Below are 19880 nucleotides of genomic sequence, written 5' to 3'. Positions count from 1 at the left end.
TTCGCACTCACGACCCCCGCTGACCTGCCACTCCCGGGGTCAGGAGAACGCGCCGATGCCCGTGATCTCCTTGCCCACGATCAGCGTCTGGATGGTCTCGGTGCCCTCGAAGGTGTGGATCGCCTCGATGTCCGCCCAATGCCGGGCGACGTGGTGCTCGAGCAGGATCCCGTTGCCGCCGAGCAGGTCCCTGGCCGTGCCGAGGATCCGGCGGGCGACGCGGGTGTTGTTCATCTTGGCCAGGCCGGCGATGGTCGGGGACAGCCGCCCGGCCTCGGCGAGCCGGCCGATCTGCATGCAGTAGAGCTGCATCCCCGTGAGGTCGGCGAGCATCTGCACCAGCTTCTCCTGCACGATCTGGAACGCCGCCAACGGCTTGCCGAACTGGGTGCGTTCCTTCGCGTAGCGGAGCGCGGCGTCGTAGCCGGCGGTGGCGTGGCCGAGTGCCATCCACGCGCAGAGGCCGCGGGTCGACGCGAGCACGGCGGCGCAGTCGGCGAAGGTCCGCGCGCCGGTCAGCCGGTTCTCCTCCGGCACCCGCACGCCGGTGAGCGTGATGTCGGCCTGCCAGACCGAGCGCACCGACACCTTGCCGCCGATCACGGTGGCCTCGTAGCCCTCGGCCGGGGTCTCCACGACGAAGCCCTTGACCTGGCCGTCGGCCTCGTCCCGGGCCCACACGACGACGAGGTCGGCGATGGTGCCGTTGCCGATCCAGCGCTTGCGGCCGTCGAGCACCCAGTGGTCGCCGTCGCGGCGGGCGGTGGTCTCCAGCGCGACCGAGTCCGACCCGTGGTCCGGCTCGGTGAGCGCGAACGCGCCCAGCCGCTGCATCGTGGACATCGACGGCAGCCAGCGCTGCTTCTGCTCCTCGCTGCCGCACATCGCGATGGACTGCATCGCCAGCCCGGCGTGCACGCCGAGGAAGGTGCCGAGCGAGCCGTCGCCGCGGTGCAGCTCCATGTGGACGAGCCCGCACGCCAGCGGGCTCATCCCGGCGGCCCCGTAGCCGGTGATCGTCTCGCCGACGATGCCGAGCTCCGGTAGCCGGCGGAACAGGTGCCACGGCAGCTCGGCGCGCTCCCAGTACCCGCCCATCTCCGGCAGCACCTCGGCGTCGACGAACTTGCGGACGGTCGCGAACCGCTCCCACTGCTCGTCGGTGAACTGCTCGCGGACGGAGAAGAAGTCCGTACCCAGCGCCTCGCCGAGGTGGGCGTACTGCGGCTCCATGGGACCACTCTGCCCCGAGCCGGGCCGGGCGGCACCTCGGGACGGCCGACCATGATCACCGATCGTGGAAGGAGGCGGTCGATCTCCGACCGTTCCCGTCCACAGCCGATGATCGTGGAGAGGGGCCGGCACGGAGTGCTGGCCTACAGCTCGTCGAGCGCCTTCTGGATCCGTTTGATCGACACAGGGTGGCGGGTCCTCATCGGGTGGGCGTAGAGGCTCACCCGCAGCTCCTCGATCATCCAGCGCACCTCCACCAGGGCCGCCGGGGGATCGACGCCCTCGGGCAGCGCGGCGATCTCGTCCGCGTACTCCTCGGCGACGACGCGGACCTGGGCGGTCCACTCAGCGTCCCGGGCGGGGTCGGTGCGCAGCTTGTCGATCCGGATCCCGATCGCCTGCAGGTACCGGGCGACGTCGGCCAGCCGGTTCGCGCCCGCCGCGGTGGCGAAGCCGGGCCCGACCAGCGCCGCGAGCTGGGCGCGGATGTCCGCCACACCCTCGCGGGTCGCGGGGGAGCGCAGCTCGGAGAGCGCCGCCTGCACCGGGTGCCAGCGGTCCAGCACCGCACGGACGGCCTGCAGGACCTGCATCGTGGTGCCGGCGAGGTGCTGGGCGAACACTCCCCTGAGCTTCTCGAAGCCCACCGCGTCCCAGCACGGGCCGCCGGCGCGGGCGATGAGGTGGTCGGCCGCGCAGGTCACGCAGTCCTCGAGCAGCGCGTCGACGCTGCCGTGCGGGTTGCGGGACAGGGTCAGCCTCGCCCGGTTGTCCAGCCCGCGCTGCACCTGCTTGGCGGGCGAGGGTGTGGTGAGCAGCAGCAGCCGGCGGACGCCGCGGCGGTGCGCGGAGTCCCGCTCGGCGGCGGTGGCGAAGACGCGCACGTCGACGGAGGCGGAACCTGCGGAGCCGACCGTCGACCCCGACGTGCCGCGGTCGACCAGGCCGGGGTACCCGGTGACGACGTGCCTGCCGCGGCGGATGGGCAGCTCGCGCGGCAGCTCGCCGTCCGGTCCGTCGAGCATCGGCCAGGTGGCCAGCCCGGTCCGCTCGACGTCCCTGCCCGCGGCCGCGATCTCCTGCCGGACCTGCGGGGCGAGCTGCTCGCGCAGGGCCTCGAGGTCCGTGCCGCGGGCCAGCTCGCGGCCCTTCTCGTCGAGCACCCGGAAGGTGACGACGAGGTGCTCCGGCAGCCGGTCCAGCTCCCAGTCGTCCCGCCCGATGCGGACGTTGCGCATCCGGCCGAGCTCGCGTTCGAGGGCGTCGAGCAGCGGCTCGTCCCCGGCCCGGACCCGGGCGAGCACCGCCCGGGCGTGGTCGGGGGCGGGGGAGAAGTTGCGGCGCAGGGTCTTCGGCAGCGTCTTGATGAGCGCGGTGACGAGCTCCTCGCGCAGGCCCGGGACCTGCCAGGTGAACGGCGTCGGGTCGACCTGGTGCAGCGCGGCCACCGGGACGTCGACGGTCACGCCGTCCGTGTGGTGCCCGGGCTCGAAGGCGTACGACAGCGGCAGGGTGAGCCCGCCGGCGGCGACGTGGTCCGGGTACGCGGAGCGGTCGACGCCGCGCGCGGCCTCGGTCTCCAGCATCTCCAGGGTGAAGTCGAGCAGCTCCGGGTTCCGCCGCGACTCCTTCTTCCACCAGGAGTCGAAGTGCCGGCCCGAGACCACCGTCTCCGGCACACGCCGGTCGTAGAAGTCGAAGAGGGTGTCCTCGTCGACCACGAGGTCCCGGCGCCGGGCACGGTGCTCGAGCTCCTCGGCGTCCTCGAGCAGCTCCCGGTTGGCGTGGAAGAACCGGTGCCTCGTCTCCCAGTCGCCCTCGACGAGCGCGTGCCGCAGGAACAGGTCGCGGGACACCTCGGGGTCGATGCGGCCGAAGTCCACGGTGCGGTCGGCGATCACGGGGATGCCGTGCAGCGTCACGCGTTCGGTCGCGACGGCGCTCGCCCGCTTGCGCGACCAGTGCGGTTCCGAATACGTCTTCTTGACGAGATGTCCGGCGAGCGGCTCGATCCACTCTGGCTTGATCCGGGCGACGGTCCGGGCCCACAGCCGGGAGGTCTCGACGAGCTCGGCGGCCATCACCCAGCGCGGCGGCTTCTTCGCCAGCGCCGAGCCGGGCCAGATCGCGAACCTCGCGCTGCGGGCGCCGAGGTACTCGCGGGCGCCGCGGCGCGCCGTGTCGTCTCCCCGCCCGCCCGACCTCCGCTTGTCCGTCTCCTCCAGCAGACCCACCTGGGACAGCAGCCCGGAGAGCAACGCCTGGTGGATCCGGTCCGGGTCGGCGGCGGAGTCGTTGGCGGTCATGCCGGCCGAGCGCGCGGCCTGGCGGAGCTGGCCGTGCAGGTCCCACCACTCGCGGATCCGCAGGTAGTGCAGGAACTCCTCGCGCAGCGTGCGGCGGAACCTGTTGCCGGACAACGCCTCCCGCTGCTCGGCGAGGTACTCCCAGAGCTTCACGAACGCGAGGAAGTCCGAGCCCTCGACGCGGAAGCGGTTGTGCTTCTCGTCGGCCGCCTGCCGTTGCTCGGTCGGCCGCTCGCGCGGGTCCTGCACGGACAGCGCCGCGGCGATCACCAGGACCTCGGTGAGGCACCCGGTCCGGTTGGCCTCCACCAGCATCCGGCCGAGCCGGGGGTCGACGGGCAGCCGGGCGAGGGCCTGACCGACCGCCGTCAGGGCGCCGTGGTCGACCGCGCCCAGCTCGTGCAGGAGGGCGAGGCCGTCGGCGACGTCCCGGCGGTCCGGCGGCTCCACGAACGGGAACTCGGAGATCTCGCCCAGGTCCAGCGCGATCATCTGCAGCACGACGGACGCGAGATTGGTGCGCAGGATCTCCGGGTCGGTGAACTCGGGGCGCGCGTCGAAGTCGTCCTCGGCGTAGAGCCGGATGCAGATGCCGTCCGACGTGCGGCCGCAGCGGCCGGCGCGCTGGTTGGCGCTGGCCTGCGAGACCTTCTCGATCGGCAGCCGCTGCACCTTGAGCCGCCGCGAGTACCGCGAGATGCGGGCCGTGCCGGTGTCGATCACGTACTTGATGCCGGGAACCGTCAACGAGGTCTCGGCGACGTTGGTGGCCAGCACGATCCGGTTGCCGGGGTGCGGGGCGAACACGCGCTGCTGCTCCGCCGTGGTCAGCCGGGCGTAGAGCGGCAGGATCTCGGTGTTGCGGAAGCTCCTGCGCTCCAGGGCGTCCGCGGTGTCCCGGATCTCCCGCTCGCCGGGCAGGAAGACGAGGACGTCGCCGGGGCCCTCGCGCTGCAGCTCCGCGACGGCGTCGCCGATCGCGTCGATCTCCTCGCGGTCCGGGTCGGCGTCGGGGTCGTCCGGGTCGACGACCGGCCGGTACCGGATCTCCACCGGGTACGAGCGGCCGGAGACCTCGACGATCGGGGCCGGCTCGTCGGGCGTGCCGAAGTGCCGGGCGAACCGCTCCGGGTCGATCGTCGCCGAGGTGATGATCACCTTGAGGTCGGGACGCCGGGGGAGCAGCCGGGTGAGGTAGCCCAGGATGAAGTCGATGTTGAGGCTGCGCTCGTGGGCCTCGTCGATGATCAGCGTGTCGTACTGCAGCAGGTCCCGGTCGCCGGCGAGCTCGGCGAGCAGGATGCCGTCCGTCATCAGCTTGACCATCGTGCGGTCGCCGACCTGGTCGGCGAAGCGCACCTTCCAGCCGACGACGTCGCCCAGCTCGGTGCCGAGCTCCTCGGCGATGCGGGCGGCGACCGTGCGGGCGGCGAGCCGGCGCGGCTGGGTGTGACCGATCATCCCGGTGACGCCGCGCCCCAGCTCGAGACAGATCTTCGGCAGCTGGGTGGTCTTCCCGGAGCCCGTCTCGCCGGCGACGATCACGACCTGGTGGTCACGGATCGCGGCGGCGATGTCCTCGCGCCGGGCGCTGACCGGCAGGGCCGCCGGGTAGGCGATCCGGGGCAGCGCGGCGCGACGGCGCTCGAGGCGGTGCTCGGCGGCCGCGACGGCCGCAGCCACGGCCTGCTGGGCGGTGCCGTTCCCGGAGCGGCGGGCGCCGCGGAACCGGCGGGTCAGGCGGGTCTCGTCGTGCGGCCCCAGCTCGGCGATGCGGCGCTCGAGATCGGCGAGGACCTCCGCGGGCAACGACGGCGCCGGCGGCTCGGCCGGCTCGGCGGACGTGCTGGCGGGGCCGGGCGCGTTCCCCCGCCTCTCGGCGGGTGCGCTCCGGCCCCGGGACCCGCGCCGGCGGGGTGTGCGGCGGCGGGTCCGGTCGCCGCTCTCCGGGGCCGCAGCGCTGCCGTTCTGGGGCGCTGCCGCGGCCTGCGGGGCGGCGGGTCCGGTCGCGGTGGTGGGAGTCGGACCGGACGGGAGGGGAACGCCGGTGCGTGCGGAGGGATCGCCCGCGCGCGCAGCAGTGTTCCCGGTGGCTCGGATGGAGGTCATCGTTCGTCAAGTGTGCCTGTCGGGGGCGAGGACCGCGCCCGGCGGGCACGTGGTGCAACGGACCGCACGGGACGTCTGTTCCGGCGGGCGGTGTGGATCACAGTAGGGAGCCCGGGCGCGCCGCGCACGCGAGTTCCGGGTGGCGCGACCGCTGCGGCCACCCCGTGGGGGGCGGTTCGGGGCGGACGGCGGTCGCGCCGGTACACGGTGTCGGGCGGGTGCCCGGCCGGTCAGGCGGACCGGAGGGCCGGGGTGATCTCCTCGGCCACCGGCTCGTCCGCCGCCGGGTGCTCGACGAGCGCGATCACGCGACCGGCCAGGAACCGGGCGGTCCGGACGGCGGTGCCGCCGCGCGTGACCTCGCTGACCTCGACGGTCCCGCGGGTCTGCGCGATGTCGACGCGGCGCCCGGCGCGGGTCGCCTCGACCTCGTAGGTCCGGGTGGTGCCGCTGCCGGCGTCGACCACGATCTCGACGCGGTCGCCCTTCATGGGGTGCTCCTCGAGCGAAGTAGGGGTGGAGGATCCGGATCGGACGGCCGGTCGCCTCTCGGCGCGTGGCCGCTCGCAGCGGCGGATGAGTGAGACCCGGGGACACGGTGTCCGCCCGATCCGGACGCTCCTTCCAACCCACGCCGCGGGGAAGGTATTCCCCGGTCGACGTTGGGGTCCGAGCCGGACGCAGGTCGCCTCGCGGCGAGTGGCGCACCGCGGCTCCAGCCGTACGGTATTCCGCGGCGGCGGTTATCTGTTGCGGCCCGGGGACACTGCTCGCCCGGCTCGGACATCTCCTCCAACGGGCGGGGCGGGCGGATGATTCCCGGATCCCGGGGGTGTCGTGGGTCACGTTCGGGAGCCGGCCGCTCACGAGCCGTCGACCTGCACCGATCCAGGGCACGGAACGGCGTGGCGCGATCCGCGGGGCGGTCCGGTCGGCCCGCGGGACGACCTACAGGGCGTCGACGATCCCGTCGTTGTACGGCGTCCACGCCTGCACGGCCCAGTCCCCGAACTTGCGGTCCGTGAGCACCACGCACGCGGCCCCGGCCTCGGGATCGACCCACAGGAAGGTGCCGGACTGGCCGAAGTGCCCGAAGGTGCGCGGCGAGTTCCGCGTCCCGGTCCAGTGCGGGGTCTTGCCGTCGCGGATCTCGAAGCCCAGTCCCCAGTCGTTGGGCCGCTGGGAGCCGTAGCCGGGCAGCACCCCGTTCAGCCCGGGGAAGACCACCTCGGTGGCCTCGGCGAAGGTCGCCGGTGCGACGAGGGTGGGGGCCTGCAGCTCGGCGGCGAAACGGGCCATGTCCGAGCCGGTGGAGTAGGCGCCGGAGCCGGCGGGGCCGCGCAGCTCGGTCGCGTCGAGCCCGAGCGGGTCGAGGACGGCCTGGCGCAGGTACTCCGGGAACGCGATGCCGCTGGCCTTGGCGATCGCCTCGCCGAGCACGGTGTACCCGGCGTTCGAGTAGATGCGGCGGGTGCCCGGCCTGGCCTGCACGTCGTCCGAGTCGAAGGCGAGGCCGGAGGTGTGGGCGGCGAGATGCCGGACCGTCGAGCCCTCGGGGCCGGCCGGGTCGTCCCACTCGACCGCGCCCTCCTCGACCGCGATGAGCACGGCGTAGGCGGAGAGCAGCTTGGTCACCGAGGCGAGGCGGAACTCCCGGTCCGTGTCGCCCGCGGTCGCGCGGACCTCGCCGTCCGCGCCCACCACCGCGGCGGCGACGTGGTCGACGGGCCAGTCCAGGACGGCGCGCGTGGCGCGGGCGAGATCCACGGGTCGAGCGTAGTTGCCGCGGTCCCGATACTCGGCCCGCACGCCCCGCTCGGTGCCGAGGCTCGCCCCGCTCGGTGCCGAGGCTCGCTCCGCTCGGTGCCGATGTTCGCTCCGCTCGGTGCCGATGTTCGCTCCGCGAGCTGCGCTCAGGCGAAGTAGTGCGGCACGTCGACCGCCCCGCCCTGCGCCTCGAACTCGGCGTGCACCGCCTCGCGCAGCGCCGGGTCGGCGAGGTAGTCCAGGGCGGTCAGGGCGAGGCCGAGCGCGCCGTCGCGGACCCCGGCGTCGCCGCCCGGCCCGCCTGCGGCCTCGGCGAACTCCACGGTGTGCAGCGCGGCCGTGGGCCCGGAGATCGCGAGCATCGGGTGGATGGCGGGCATCCGGTAGCTCAGGTTCCCCAGGTCGGTCGAGCCGGTGAGGAACTCCGGCACGACGCCGGGGGCGAGCGACGTCCGGCCGCACTCGCGCTGGTTCACCGCCCATCGCCCCGCGAGCGCCCGGTTGTGCCGGATCGGCAGGTAGGCGGGCATCTCGTCCCAGGTGAGCTCGACACCGCAGCCGTGCATCAGCGCGGCCCCCTCGGCGATCGCGGTGAGCCGCGCGGCCAGGTCCCGCAGCGTGTCCGGCTCCATCGAGCGCACGTAGAACATCAGTGCCGCCCGGTCCGGGACCACGTTCGGTCGCGCCCCGCCGTCCGTGAACGTCCCGTGCACGCGGTCGGTCGGCGGCAGGTGCTGGCGCAGCGCCGCGACGCCCGTGTACGCGGCGACGGCGGCGTCGAGGGCGTTGCGGCCCATGAACGGTTGCGCCGCCGCGTGCGCCGCCACCCCGTGGAACACCATCTCGACCTGCCGGCGCCCGAGGAACGGGTGCATGGCGACGTCGTGGGAGAAGGGATGGAGCATCACCACGGCGTCGACGTCGTCGAAGAGCCCGGCGCGCGCCATCGTCTCCTTGCCGCCGCCCCCCTCCTCGGCGGGCGTGCCGAACAGGGTGACCCGGCCCGGCGCCCGGCCGGCGAGCGCGAGGTAGGCGCCGACGGCCGTCGTGCAGATGACGTTGTGGCCGCAGCCGTGGCCGAGCCCCGGCAGCGCGTCGTACTCGGCGAGGATCCCGATGTGAGCGCTGTGCGGGCCCTCGTCCCCGACGCCCGCCCGCAGCGCGGTGTCCAGCCCGCCCACCCCGACCTCCGGCTCGTGCCCGTGCCGTTTCAGCAGGTCGGCGACGGCGGCGACGGAGCGGTGCTCGTCGAACGAGGTCTCCGGGTGGGCGTGCAGGTCGCGGCTCAGCGCAACCAGCTCGTCGCCCAGCTCGGCCACGGCGTCGGCGACGGGTTCGCGCAGCTCGGTGGGGGCACCGGCGTGGTCGGAGTCCAGCGGTTCGGCGTCCGCGACCGCCCGCTCGGTCGCGGCCACCAGGGCGCGGAGGTAGCCGTCGTCGGGCCGGACGGGTTCGCTGCGCACCTGCCGCACCCTAGGCCAGGATGACCACGTGGCCGAGGTGCGCACCGGGACGTCGGGCTGGCGGTACCCGCCGTGGCGCGGCGTGTTCTACCCGAAGGGCCTCGCCCAGCGCCGCGAGCTGGAGTACCTGTCCCGCGCCGTGTCGTCGATCGAGATCAACGGCTCCTTCTACTCGCTGCAGCGCCCGGAGAGCTGGGTGAGCTGGCGGGAGGAGACGCCAGCGGACTTCCTGTTCGCGGTGAAGGGCCCGCGGTTCGTCACCCATCTCAAGCAGCTGCGCGAGGTCCGCACGCCGGTCGCGAACTTCTTCGCCTCCGGCGTGCTCGCGCTGGGGCCGAAGCTCGGGCCGGTCCTGTGGCAGCTGCCGCCGCGGATGCGGTTCGACCCCGACCGGATGCGCGCCTTCCTGGAGCTGCTGCCGCACGGCACCGCCGCCGCGGCCGACCTCGCGAAGGAGCACGACGAGCGCCTCGAGGGCCGCAACCTGCTGGAGACCGACGCCGACCGCCCGCTGCGGCACGCCGTGGAGGTCCGGCACGAGAGCTTCCGCGACCCGGCGTTCTACGACCTCCTGCGGGAGCACGGTGTCGGGCTCGTGGTCGCGGACACCGCGGGGAGATGGCCCTTCCTCACCGAGGTCACCGCCGACCTCGTCTACGTCCGGCTGCACGGCGACGAGGAGCTGTACGTCAGCGGGTACACCCCCGAGGCCCTCGACGTGTGGGCCGACCGGATCCGCGGCTGGCTGGCCGCGGGCCTGGACGTCGTCGTCTACTTCGACAACGACGTCAAGGTGCACGCCCCCTTCGACGCGATCTCCCTGGCCGACCGACTCCGTGAGTGACAGCTGCCCCTGAGAGCGGCAGTTCCCACTTACGACCCATGCCGACCCACGGCATCACGCCCAGCGCTTGTCGTCGATCCCGAGCGCGCGCATCTTGCGGTAGAGCGTGGAGCGGGCGATGCCCAGCCGCTCGGCGGCGGCCAGCTTGTTGCCGTGCGCGTCCGTGAGGGCCTCGAGGATCGCCTCCCGCTCGGTCCGCTTGAGCGTGGGCAGGGACCGTCCCGTCACGGCCCGGCGGTGCTCGGCCGGCAGGTGCGCGAGCGTGATGTCCCCGCCCATCGCCCGCAGCCGCGCCGCACCGAGGATGGCGGCGAGCTCGCGGACGTTGCCCCGCCACTCCAGCGCCATCAGCGCCTGCAACGCCTGGGCCTGCAGCCGCGGCGCCGGACCGTCGCCCTCCGCCAGCAGGACCGGTGCGACGTCCGCAATGTCCTCCGGGCGGTGCCGCAGCGGCGGCAGCTCGACCCGGGCCGGGAAGTGGTCGAGCAGTCGGCAGTCCGCGGACCCGTCCGCGGTGGCGACCACGCGCGCGGCCCGCGGCCCGTCGAGCAGCGCGGCGACCGTCGCGGCCAGCGGCTCCGGCGTGCGGTCGAGGTGCCGCAGCACCAGAGTCCCGGGCAGGCCGAGCCGGCGCCGCAGCTGGTCCGGCCACCCCGGGTCGACGATGGCGAGGGCGGCGTCGAGCACCGTGCGGTCCGGCCCGCCGATCCGCTCCGTCGCCCGCAGCTTGCCGACGCCCGCCTCCCCGGTGACCAGGACGTCCAGCCCGGAGCGGTCCGCCGCGGCAAGCTCGGCCAGCGCCCGCCCCCACGCCGCGCTGCGCCCGGGCAGGAGGCCTCCCTCGCGGGGCCGCGGCTCGGCCGGACGCCGGTGCGGCGAACCGTTCGCCGGGCGCCGCAGCTCCACCAGCACCCCCGCCGGCCCGCCCCGCACCTCGCCGACGGTCCGCGCCCGGCCGTGGAGCACGACGTCGCGGCTGAGCCGGACCTCCCCGGCGAACTCGCCGCGCCGGGTGATCGAGCCCGACGCCCAGTCCCACAACAGGGCGTGGTCGGCCGGGTCGAGCAGCGACGCGGCCGCGGTGTTGGTGATGATGAAGTCCTGGTTCAGCGTGACGACCGCCGCGGACGTCCGGCGGGAGACCTTGAGGAACTCCTCGAGCAGCATCCGCTCGCGTAGGGACGACTCGGCGTACATCCGGGACTCGATCTCCCGGGACGCCGACAGCAGCAGCGGGGTCATCAGGCCGTTGGTGTCGTCGTAGCGGCAGCAGACGTCGAGCACCCCGACGAGCCGGCGGTGTACGGGATGCCGCAGCGGCGTGCCGACGCAGGTGAAGCCCTGCAGGTTGTCCCGGTAGTGCTCGGCCCCGGCGATCATCACCGGCCCGGGGGACTCCAGGACGCTGCCGATCCCGTTCGTCCCGATGTGCTCCTCGCCGAAGTTGAACCCCGGCGCGCAGAGCACCCGGTCGAGGTGGCGGGAGAGGGTCTGGCCCTCGGCGCGGCGGTCGAGGATCCGGGCGTCGGCGTCCGCGAGGATCACGGCGGTGCCGCCGGTGAGCTGGTCGGCGAGCCAGTCGAGCACCGGGGTGGCGGCCGCGGTGAGCAGCCGGTTGGGGCCGAGGAGCGGCTCGTAGGGCACGGAGTCGGCGTCGGCCGCGACGCCGGAGAACCGGCTCCGCCGCCAGGACGAGGCGATCTCCGGACGCAGCCGCCCGTCCGGCCGCTCCCCGGACAGGAAGTCCTCCCGGGCGACCCGGACCGCGCGCTCGCGCTCGTCGACCGTCATGGCACCACCCCTTCGTCGCGGTAGCACCCCGAGTGAAACACGGTGATCCGAGTCTCAGTGTCCCGGAACGCGACACACCTGCCGACCGTTCGGGTGATGTCGCGAAGTCGGACACTCTCGTCCGGGACGGGCCCGCATGCTCCACGGCCATGGCGAGCGCGGAGTCCGCGGAGCTGCGGACGATCTACCAGAGCTGGAGCGACCGGATGGGTGCGGCGCCCGAGATGGACCTGCCGACCCTGCGGAACCTGTTCGAGGAGTGGCACCTGCCGACGGCGGAGCCGACCCGGGTCACCTACGAGGAGACGGTCGCCGGCGGCGTCCCCGCCCTGTGGTGCCTGCCGCTCGACGCGGCCGACGACCGGGTGATCCTCTACCTGCACGGCGGCGGGTTCGTCGTCGGCTCCACCGCGACGCACCGCAAGATCGCCGGGCACCTGGCGAAGGCCGCCGGGGTCCGGGCGCTGGTGCTGGACTACCGGCGGGCCCCGGAGCACCCGTACCCGGCCCAGCTCGAGGACGCGGTCGCCGCCTACCGGTGGCTGCTCGACCAGGGGATCGAGCCCGGGCACATCGCGACGGCCGGCGACTCGGCGGGCGGCAACCTGGCGATCTCGACCGTCCTCAAGCTCCGGGAGGACGGCGACCCGCTGCCCGCCGCGATCCTGCCGATGTCCCCGTGGCTGGACATGGAGCACGTCGGCAAGACCCTCGACTCCAACGCCGGCACGGACGTCCTGGTCAGCAAGGAGATCCTGCACGGGATGTCGGGGATGTTCCTCGGCGAGGGCGGCGACCGGCGCGACCCACTCGCCAACCCGCTGCACGCGGACCCGGCCGGCCTGCCGCCGCTCTACCTGTGCGCCGGCGGCCACGAGACCCTCCTGGACAACGCCGAGCAGTTCCACGAGCGGGCCCGGGCGGCCGGCGTGGACTCCACGCTCGAGGTCGTCCCGGAGATGCAGCACGTCTACCCGTTCTCCGCGGGCCGCGCGCCCGAGGCGGACGCCACGATCGCGGCGATGGCGGCCTGGCTCCGCCCGCGCCTGGGCCTCGAGGAGGGACCCCGATGAACGACGACCTGGACCTGGTGATCGTCGGCGCCGGCTTCGCCGGGCTGGCCATGCTGCACCGCGCCCGCGAGTCGGGGCTGCGCACCCGCGTGATCGAGGCCGGCAGCGGCGTCGGCGGGACGTGGTTCTGGAACCGCTACCCGGGCGCCCGGACGGACAGCGAGTGCTACTACTACCAGCTCTCCTTCAGCAAGGAGCTGGTCGAGGAGTGGACCTGGTCGGAGCGCTACCCCGGCCAGCCGGAGATGCTGCGCTACCTGGACTTCGTCGCGGACAAGTTCGACCTGCGCCGCGACATCACCTTCTCCACGCGGGTGACCGCGATGGAGTTCCGCGACGACGGGTGGGACGTCACCACGGACTCCGGCGAGCTGCTCCGGGCGAAGTGGGTGGTGACCGGCCTGGGCTTCCTCACCCACCCGCACGTCCCCGACTTCCCGGGTCTCGACTCCTTCGCCGGCGACCTGTACCTGACCTGCCGCTGGCCCGCGGAGGGCGTGGACCTCGCCGGCAAGCGCGTCGGGATCATCGGCACCGGGGCGACCGGGGTCCAGGCGATCCCGATCATCGCGGAGCAGGCGGCGGAGCTGACGGTCTTCCAGCGCACACCGAACTACGTCGTCCCGGCGCAGAACCGGCCGCTGGAGCCGGACGAGATCGCCGACCTCAAGGCCCGGCACTACGAGATCCTCGCCAAGGCGCGCGGCCACTCGTTCGCCATGCCCTTCGACCCGGGACACGGCCCGGCGATGGAGTTCGACGAGGAGGAGCGCCGCCGGATCTTCGAGGACGGCTGGGCCCGCGGGGGCTTCCGGTTCCTGTTCGAGACCTTCGACGACCTGATCCTCGACCCCGACGCCAACGAGGCCGCCGCGGAGTTCATCCGGTCGAAGATCCGGGAGACCGTGCACGATCCGGAGGTCGCGGAGCTGCTCTCGCCGCGCGGGTACCCGTACTCGGGCAAGCGGCCGCCGGCCGGGCACGACTACTACGAGGCCTACAACCGGGACAACGTCACGCTCGTCGACGTCTCGGCCAAGGGCGCGCCGATCCGGGAGATCACCCCCGCCGGGGTCCGGACCGCGGACGCCGACCACGAGTTCGACGTCCTGATCCTCGCCACCGGGTTCGACGCCGTGACCGGTGCGCACACCGCGATCGACGTCCGCGGCCGCGACGGCCTGACGCTCAAGGAGAAGTGGCTGGACGCGCCGAAGACCTACCTCGGGCTGACGGTCGCAGGCTTCCCGAACCTGTTCATGATCTCGGGCCCGATGAGCCCGTTCGCGAACCTGCCGGTCTGCATCGAGAAGAACGTCGAGTGGATCGGGAACGCGCTCGACCACGCCCGCGCCGAGGGCGTCCGGACGGTCGAGGCGACCGAGGAGGCGGAGGCCGACTGGGGCCGGCGGGTGCAGGAGGCCGTCGAGCCCACGCTCCTGACGCTCGGCGAGGGCGTGCACTCGTGGTTCACCGGGGCGAACATCCCGGGCAAGGCCCACGTGGTGAACGTCTGGTTCGGCGGCGCGAACAACTACTTCGCCGCCTGCGACGAGGTGGCCGAGCGGGGCTACGAGGGCCTGCGCCTCACCCGCTGACCCGCCTACCCGCCGACCCGTGAGCGCCGAGTGCCCCTGGAGGGGCACTCGGCACTCACCACCCCCGCTGACCTGCGGGTGTGCGCACGCAGCATCCGACGGCCCAGCAGGACCCCGCCGCCGGCCACCAGCATCGCGGCGGCGGCCACGAGCCAGGCCGCGGTGAACGAGACGTGCGCGGCCAGGAACCCGAACCCGACGGGCCCGAGGAACCCGCCGGCGTACACGCCCACCTGCACGATCGCCGTCGCCGCCGCAGGGGCCGACGGGTTGAGCCGCACCACCGCGAACTGCAGGAGCCCGGGCCACGACCAGCCGAGCCCGAAGCCCAGCACGGTGCCGACGACCAGCGCCACCGGGCCCGGCGCGGCGAGCAGCAGCAGCCCGCCCGCGCCCAGCAGCAGGCTCCCGGCGACGACGGCGACGTGCCCGCCCGTCCGGCGGTCGGCGAGCCAGCCGTGGAGCATCCGCATGAGCAGACCGACGACGCTGCCCAGCGTCAGGACCAGCCCGGCGAGCCCGGGGTCCACCCCGCGGTCCACCGCCGAGGCCACGAGGAAGATGCCCAGCCCCGTCGCCGCGGCCGCGCCCAGCCCGGCGGCCGCCCCGATCACCGACAGCGCCGCCGTCGCCCGGTCCTCCGGGACCGTCCGGTCCTTCCCGGCCGGGCCGGACCCGCGTGGGGCGGCCGCGAGCGAGGCGAGTGCCAGCGCCGCGCCCATCACGTAGGCCCACCGCCAGCCGACGGTCAGCGCGACGGCGGGGACCGCCAGCCCGGCCAGCAGCGTCGCGAGCGGCACGGAGGCCTGCTTGACCCCGAAGGACAGGCCCATCCGCGCCGCCGGCATCGCGCGCGCCAGGGTGAGGTTGGACGACAGCTGACCCATGACGTTGCACCACGCGCCGCACAGCAGGATCGCGACGAGCGAGGCGTAGTTCCGGGCCAGCCCGGCCGCGAGCACCATGAACGCCGCCGCCCCGAGCACGGCGATCCGGCTCGTCCGGCCGGAGCCGAGACGCTCGACGACCTTCCCCACGGGCAGCGACACCAGCGCCGAGACGCCGAAGTACAACGCCACGACCAGGCCGAGGCCCGCCGGGTCGAAGCCCAGCTCGGCGGAGATCTGCACCGCCAGCGCGCCGGTCAGGAAGATCGGCAGCACGGTGGAGGTGGTGATGGCGACCGCGCCGGCCCCCACGCGGAAGGCGGTCTGTTCGCGGCTCACGCTGAGCAACGCTAACGGACTTCCCCCCGGATTCTCGCCCGCACGTGACGAATCCCAGGGCGCCCGAGGTCGTGAGTGCCCCTCTAGCGACAGTCGGCACTCACGGGGTGGTGCGGGCGCGGAGCTCGAACTTCTGGATCTTGCCGGTGGAGGTCTTGGGCAGCTCGTCGACGATCTCGACCTCCCGCGGGGCCTTGTAGCGGGCGATCCTCGACTTCACGTGCTCGATCAGCTCCTCGGGCGTCGCCTCGCCGCCGGGCGCGAGCACGACGAACGCCTTGGGCCGCTCGCCCCACTGCTCGTCCGGCACGCCGATCACCGCGGCCTCGAGCACCGCCGGGTGCGAGACGACGGCCTGCTCGACCTCGACGGTGGAGATGTTCTCGCCGCCGGAGATCACGATGTCCTTGGCGCGGTCCCGCAGCTCCACGTAGCCGTCCGGGTGCATCACGCCGAGATCGCCGGAGTGGAACCAGCCGCCCTCGAACGCCTTCTCGGTGCCCGCCGGGTCCTCGTAGTAGCCGGTCATCACGTTGTTGCCGCGCATGACGATCTCGCCCATCGTCTGCCCGTCCCGCGGCACGTCGCGCATGTCCTTGTCCACCACGCGCACCCGGTCCGTCTGCAGCATCCCGACGCCCTGCCGCGCCTGCAGCCGGGCGCGCTCCTCGGCGTCGAGGTCGTCCCATGCGCGCTGGTACTGGTTCACCGAGTACGGCCCGTAGGTCTCGGTGAGCCCGTAGACGTGCACGATCCGGAAGCCCATCCGCTCCATCTGGAGGATCGTGGTCGGGCTCGGCGGGGCGCCCGCGGTCGTGACGACGAGCTGGTAGTCCAGCTTCGTCGCCTGCTCCGCGCGCATGATCGTGGTGACGACGGTGGGTGCGCCGTTCAGGTGCGTGACCCGGTGCTCCGTGATCAGCTCCCAGATCCGATCGCCGCGGACCTCGCGCAGGCAGACGTGCGTGCCGCCGATGCCGGTGAGCGCCCAGGGCGTGCACCAGCCGTTGCAGTGGAACATCGGGAGCGTCCAGAGGTAGACGCTGTCCGGCGTGTGCGCGGAGTGCACGATCTCGCCGAAGGAGTTCAGGTACGCCCCGCGGTGCGAGTACTGCACACCCTTGGGCTTGCCCGTGGTGCCCGAGGTGTAGTTGATCGAGATCGTCGTGTCCTCGTCGGCCACCTCCCACGGCAGCGGCTCGTCCGAGCCACGGGCCAGCAGGTCGTCGTAGCGCACGCCGGAGCCGATGCCGTCGCCCGGGTTCGCCGGGTCGACCACCGTGATGATCTCCTCGACGGTCTTCAGCTCCCGGACGACCGGCTCCACCTGCGGATACAGCGCCGCGTCGACCACGAGCAGCTTCGAGCCCGAGTGGTCGAGGATGTAGCGGATCTCCTCGGTGGACAGCCGGGTGTTGATCGCGACCAGGATCGCCCCGGCGAGCGGCACGGCGAAGTGCGCGACCAGCATCTCGGGCAGGTTGGGCAGCAGGTACGCCACCCGGTCACCGCGCTCGATGCCGCTGCCGCGCAGGCCGTGGGCCACGCGGGTCGTCTCCGCGGCGAACTCCGCGTAGGTCCAGGTGCGGTCGTCGTGGACGATCGCGGTCTTGTCCGGGTACACCTCGGCCGAGCGGCCCAGGAAGCTCAGCGGCGTCAGCGGCGTGGTCCAGACCGTGTCCATCCGCCGATCCTCGCCGCTGGCCCCGGGGCCCGGCAACTATCCCTCGAGGGTGATCGCGGCCTTCGGGCAGGCCCGGACGGCCTCCTCGACCTTGCCGCGCAGCTCCTCCGGCGGGTTCTCGTCCAGGATGTAGAGGAAGTCGTCCTCCCGTACCTCGAACACCTCCGGCGCGGCGGCCATGCACAGCGCGTTGCTCTCACAGAGGTCGAAGTCCACGTGAACCTTCATGGGGACAATGGTGGACCCGTCGGGCCCATGGTGGGTGACTCAGGACACCCTTCCCTGGAGCCGCCGCCCGGCAGCCGGGGCGCGGCGGCGCGGGTGCCCGGGCAGGGTGTCCGGTCGGCCTCCGCGCGGGCGGCGGCCGCGGCCCGGACGGCGCCGGCGAGGGCCAGCGGAGCGGGCGCCGGCGGGGTGGTGACGGGCGTGCGCGGCAGCGGTGTGGACTGGTGCAGGGCGTCGGGCACGGCCTCGCGGAACGCCGCGGCGGACATCTCGGCGGTCGGCGCGGCGACCGGCGGCCCGGTGTCCACGACGAGCGCGGCGCCGGTCAGGCCGCCGACGGCGGCCACGGCCAGGCTCGCCGCCAGCACCGCGGGGAGCCGCGGGCGGAGCGGGTGACGCATCGGAGGCGGGGTCCTCTCCGGTGGGGTGCGACGGCCGAGGGGGGAGCGTGCCGTCGCTCCCTCATCGCAGCTCCCGGATCGGGGCGTTACACGTTCGGGTGAACCGGGGGCGTGTGCCGCCGGACGGGGCACCGGCCCTGCGCCGCATGATCCGCGCCCGGGCAGCGGGACGTTCCGCTGCCCGAGCGTGGATCAACGGCTGCGATCGCGGTCAGGCGGTGCCGGTCAGGCGGGCGTAGACGACGACGTTGTCCGCGTAGGAGCGGGTGGTGCCGTCGAAGGCGCCGCCGCAGGTGATGAGCCGCAGCTCGGCGCCCGGGGTGTCGCCGTAGACCTCCTCGGTCGGGAAGCCCGACTTCGGGTACTGCGCCACCCGGTAGGCGGTGAACAGCGCCGTGCTGCCGTCGGCGCGGGCCACCCGGATCTCGTCGCCGACCGCCACCGCGGACAGCCGGTGGAAGGTCCCGGGCACGCCGGCGTAGTCGACGTGCGCCGCCAGGACGGCGGGTCCGGTCGCCCCGGGCGTGGGCCCGAGGCCGAACCAGCCGACGGTCGGCGCGTCGCCGGGGACCTCGAGGGCGCCGTCGGCGGTCAGGCCCAGCTTCAGCAGCGGGCCGGACGCGACCCCGATCGACGGGACCTCGAGCCGGGCGGGCGCCGACGGGGCCAGGGGCGCCGCCGGGGCGGCGGCCTGCGCCGTGGTCTGCGCAGCCGCGCCCGACGCCGTGGTGCCCGACGTCCCGGGCTGGGGCGTGCTGCAGCCGGTGAGGGCCGCGAGGAGCGCGGCCGCGGCCAGCAGGCGGAGCCGGCCGCCGCGCGACGAGATCCGGGTGCTGCTCATCGGAGGCCGGCCCCGCCCGTCGCGACGCCGCCGACGGGGTACACCGCGACCTGGCGGCCCTCGGTGCGGAAGTGGTCCTCGCAGGCGATGCCGTCGGAGTCGGCGTCGAGCCGCTCCGGGTCCGAGAGGTCGGCCAGCAGCACGGCCTGGGCCTCGGCCTGGGTGGCGAAGTCGGCGCAGTCACGGTCGCCGGTCACGACGACGACGGCCTCCTCGACCGTGGTCGGGTCGCCGCCGGTGGTGGCGTCGTCGCCGCCGTTCCACCCTGCGCCGTGGTCGTCGCGCCCGGACCACCCGTCGTCGTGGCGGTCGCCGCGGTCGTCCCGGTCGTCCTTGCCGTCGTGGTCGTCCTTGCCGCCGTGGTCGTCGCGCCCGCCACCGTTCCCGCGGTCGTCGTCGTGCGACGGGGGCGTGGTCGGCTTCGGGGTGGGCTTCGGGGTGGTCGGCTTCGGCGTCGTGGTCGGGGTCGACCCGGGAGCGCCCTGGAGCGTCTCGCAGGCGATCCCGTCGCCGTCCTCGTCAAGGGCGTGCGGGTCGCCGGAGCCGGCGCTCAGGAAGAAGTTCTGCGCCTCACGCCAGGAGCCGAAGTCGGAGCAGTCCTTGTCGTTCGCCGTGGGCTGGGCGAGCGCGGGCGCGGTGGCACCGAACAGCAGCGCGGCCGACACGGAGGCGACGAGCGCGGCGGTACGGATGAGGGGGCGTGCGGGGGCACGAGTGGGCATCGATGTCCTCTCGACGTGATCTCGGCCGTCGGGTCTTGTCGGCGGCCGACCCACCTATCGCGAGGATTACCTCCGTATTACCCCGTCTCATCCATCTTTGGTATGCGCGCCTGTTACTCCTTGCGGAGCACCGGCCTGAGCTGATCGAGGACGTCGGCGCTCTCGATGGTGGAGGGCACCGGCTCGTCGAGGCCGTCGGCGATGCCGCGCATGGTCTTGCGCAGGATCTTCCCGGAGCGGGTCTTGGGCAGCGCCGGGACGATCGCGACCTCCTTGAGGCTGGCGACCGCGCCGACCTGGTCGCGCACCATCTGGACCAGCTCGGCGCGCAGCTTGTCCTCGTAGCCCTCGGCGGAGGCCCCTTCTCGATCCATGACACCGGCCTTGAGCACCACGAACCCGCGCGGGATCTGGCCCTTCATCTGGTCGGCGACGCCGATCACCGCGCACTCGGCCACGTCGGGGTGGCTGGCGAGGACCTCTTCCATCCCGCCGGTGGACAGCCGGTGCCCGGCGACGTTGATGACGTCGTCGGTGCGGCCCATCACGAACACGTAGCCGTCGGAGTCGATCCGGCCGCCGTCGCCGGTGAGGTAG

General features: G+C 73.8%; 16 protein-coding genes. 3 read left to right on the top strand and 13 right to left on the bottom strand.

What is annotated here, in order from left to right; genetic code table 11:
* Nucleotides 1–39: 39 nt before the first annotated feature.
* The 5 genes from ABD990_RS33295 to ABD990_RS33275 form a co-directional block, all read right to left on the bottom strand.
* Complete coding sequence (locus tag ABD990_RS33295) at nt 40–1233, bottom strand: acyl-CoA dehydrogenase family protein (protein WP_345384794.1); 1194 nt, start codon at nt 1231–1233, stop codon at nt 40–42.
* 143 nt (nt 1234–1376) lie between these two features.
* Complete coding sequence (gene hrpA, locus ABD990_RS33290) at nt 1377–5348, bottom strand: ATP-dependent RNA helicase HrpA (protein WP_345384793.1); 3972 nt, start codon at nt 5346–5348, stop codon at nt 1377–1379.
* 530 nt (nt 5349–5878) lie between these two features.
* A complete protein-coding gene (locus tag ABD990_RS33285) occupies nt 5879–6139 on the bottom strand; it encodes a hypothetical protein (RefSeq protein WP_345384792.1) in 261 nt (86 codons plus the stop codon).
* A gap of 457 nt (nt 6140–6596) precedes the next feature.
* On the bottom strand, nt 6597–7415 hold the full coding sequence (locus ABD990_RS33280; RefSeq protein WP_345384791.1) for a serine hydrolase domain-containing protein: 819 nt from the start codon (nt 7413–7415) through the stop codon (nt 6597–6599).
* A gap of 146 nt (nt 7416–7561) precedes the next feature.
* Nucleotides 7562–8878 (bottom strand): M20 family metallopeptidase, encoded by a 1317-nt coding sequence (locus tag ABD990_RS33275; protein WP_345384790.1) that lies wholly within the window; start codon nt 8876–8878, stop codon nt 7562–7564.
* 28 nt (nt 8879–8906) lie between these two features.
* Between ABD990_RS33275 and ABD990_RS33270 the strand changes: the two genes are divergently transcribed.
* Nucleotides 8907–9722, top strand: a complete 816-nt coding sequence (locus ABD990_RS33270; RefSeq protein WP_345384789.1) for a DUF72 domain-containing protein — start codon at nt 8907–8909, stop codon at nt 9720–9722.
* Nucleotides 9723–9776: 54 nt separating this feature from the next.
* On the opposite strand, the gene ABD990_RS33265 is transcribed toward ABD990_RS33270, so the two are convergent.
* Nucleotides 9777–11513 (bottom strand): sigma-54-dependent Fis family transcriptional regulator, encoded by a 1737-nt coding sequence (locus ABD990_RS33265; RefSeq protein ID WP_345384788.1) that lies wholly within the window; start codon nt 11511–11513, stop codon nt 9777–9779.
* A 149-nt stretch (nt 11514–11662) separates the two neighbouring features.
* Between ABD990_RS33265 and ABD990_RS33260 the strand changes: the two genes are divergently transcribed.
* On the top strand, nt 11663–12586 hold the full coding sequence (locus tag ABD990_RS33260) for an alpha/beta hydrolase (RefSeq protein ID WP_345384787.1): 924 nt from the start codon (nt 11663–11665) through the stop codon (nt 12584–12586).
* Entirely contained in the window at nt 12583–14184 is a 1602-nt protein-coding gene (locus ABD990_RS33255) for a flavin-containing monooxygenase (protein WP_345384786.1), read from the top strand. Before ABD990_RS33260 ends, ABD990_RS33255 begins: the two co-directional genes overlap by 4 nt.
* A gap of 5 nt (nt 14185–14189) precedes the next feature.
* Here ABD990_RS33255 and ABD990_RS33250 read toward each other — a convergent pair whose 3' ends face one another.
* The 7 genes from ABD990_RS33250 to ABD990_RS33220 form a co-directional block, all read right to left on the bottom strand.
* A complete protein-coding gene (locus ABD990_RS33250; protein WP_345384785.1) occupies nt 14190–15410 on the bottom strand; it encodes an MFS transporter in 1221 nt (406 codons plus the stop codon).
* 100 nt (nt 15411–15510) lie between these two features.
* A complete protein-coding gene (locus tag ABD990_RS33245) occupies nt 15511–17094 on the bottom strand; it encodes an acyl--CoA ligase family protein (protein ID WP_345384784.1) in 1584 nt (527 codons plus the stop codon).
* 36 nt (nt 17095–17130) lie between these two features.
* Complete coding sequence (locus ABD990_RS33240) at nt 17131–17322, bottom strand: ferredoxin (protein WP_037051458.1); 192 nt, start codon at nt 17320–17322, stop codon at nt 17131–17133.
* Nucleotides 17319–17720 (bottom strand): hypothetical protein, encoded by a 402-nt coding sequence (locus ABD990_RS33235; RefSeq protein ID WP_345384783.1) that lies wholly within the window; start codon nt 17718–17720, stop codon nt 17319–17321. Before ABD990_RS33235 ends, ABD990_RS33240 begins: the two co-directional genes overlap by 4 nt.
* 211 nt (nt 17721–17931) lie before the next feature.
* Nucleotides 17932–18561: a class F sortase gene (locus ABD990_RS33230; RefSeq protein WP_345384782.1), complete on the bottom strand. Its 630-nt coding sequence runs from the start codon at nt 18559–18561 to the stop codon at nt 17932–17934.
* Nucleotides 18558–19283: an excalibur calcium-binding domain-containing protein gene (locus ABD990_RS33225; RefSeq protein ID WP_345384781.1), complete on the bottom strand. Its 726-nt coding sequence runs from the start codon at nt 19281–19283 to the stop codon at nt 18558–18560. The genes ABD990_RS33230 and ABD990_RS33225 overlap by 4 nt, the downstream gene beginning before the upstream one ends.
* A 113-nt stretch (nt 19284–19396) precedes the next feature.
* Nucleotides 19397–19880 (bottom strand): AMP-binding enzyme (locus ABD990_RS33220; protein WP_425569716.1); only part of this gene is annotated, 484 nt, incomplete at its 5' end.

The organism is Pseudonocardia yuanmonensis (assembly GCF_039542425.1).
Classification (GTDB): domain Bacteria; phylum Actinomycetota; class Actinomycetes; order Mycobacteriales; family Pseudonocardiaceae; genus Pseudonocardia; species Pseudonocardia yuanmonensis.
Note: the sequence above shows the minus strand (reverse complement) of the source record. Positions and strands in the feature narration are given on the sequence as shown.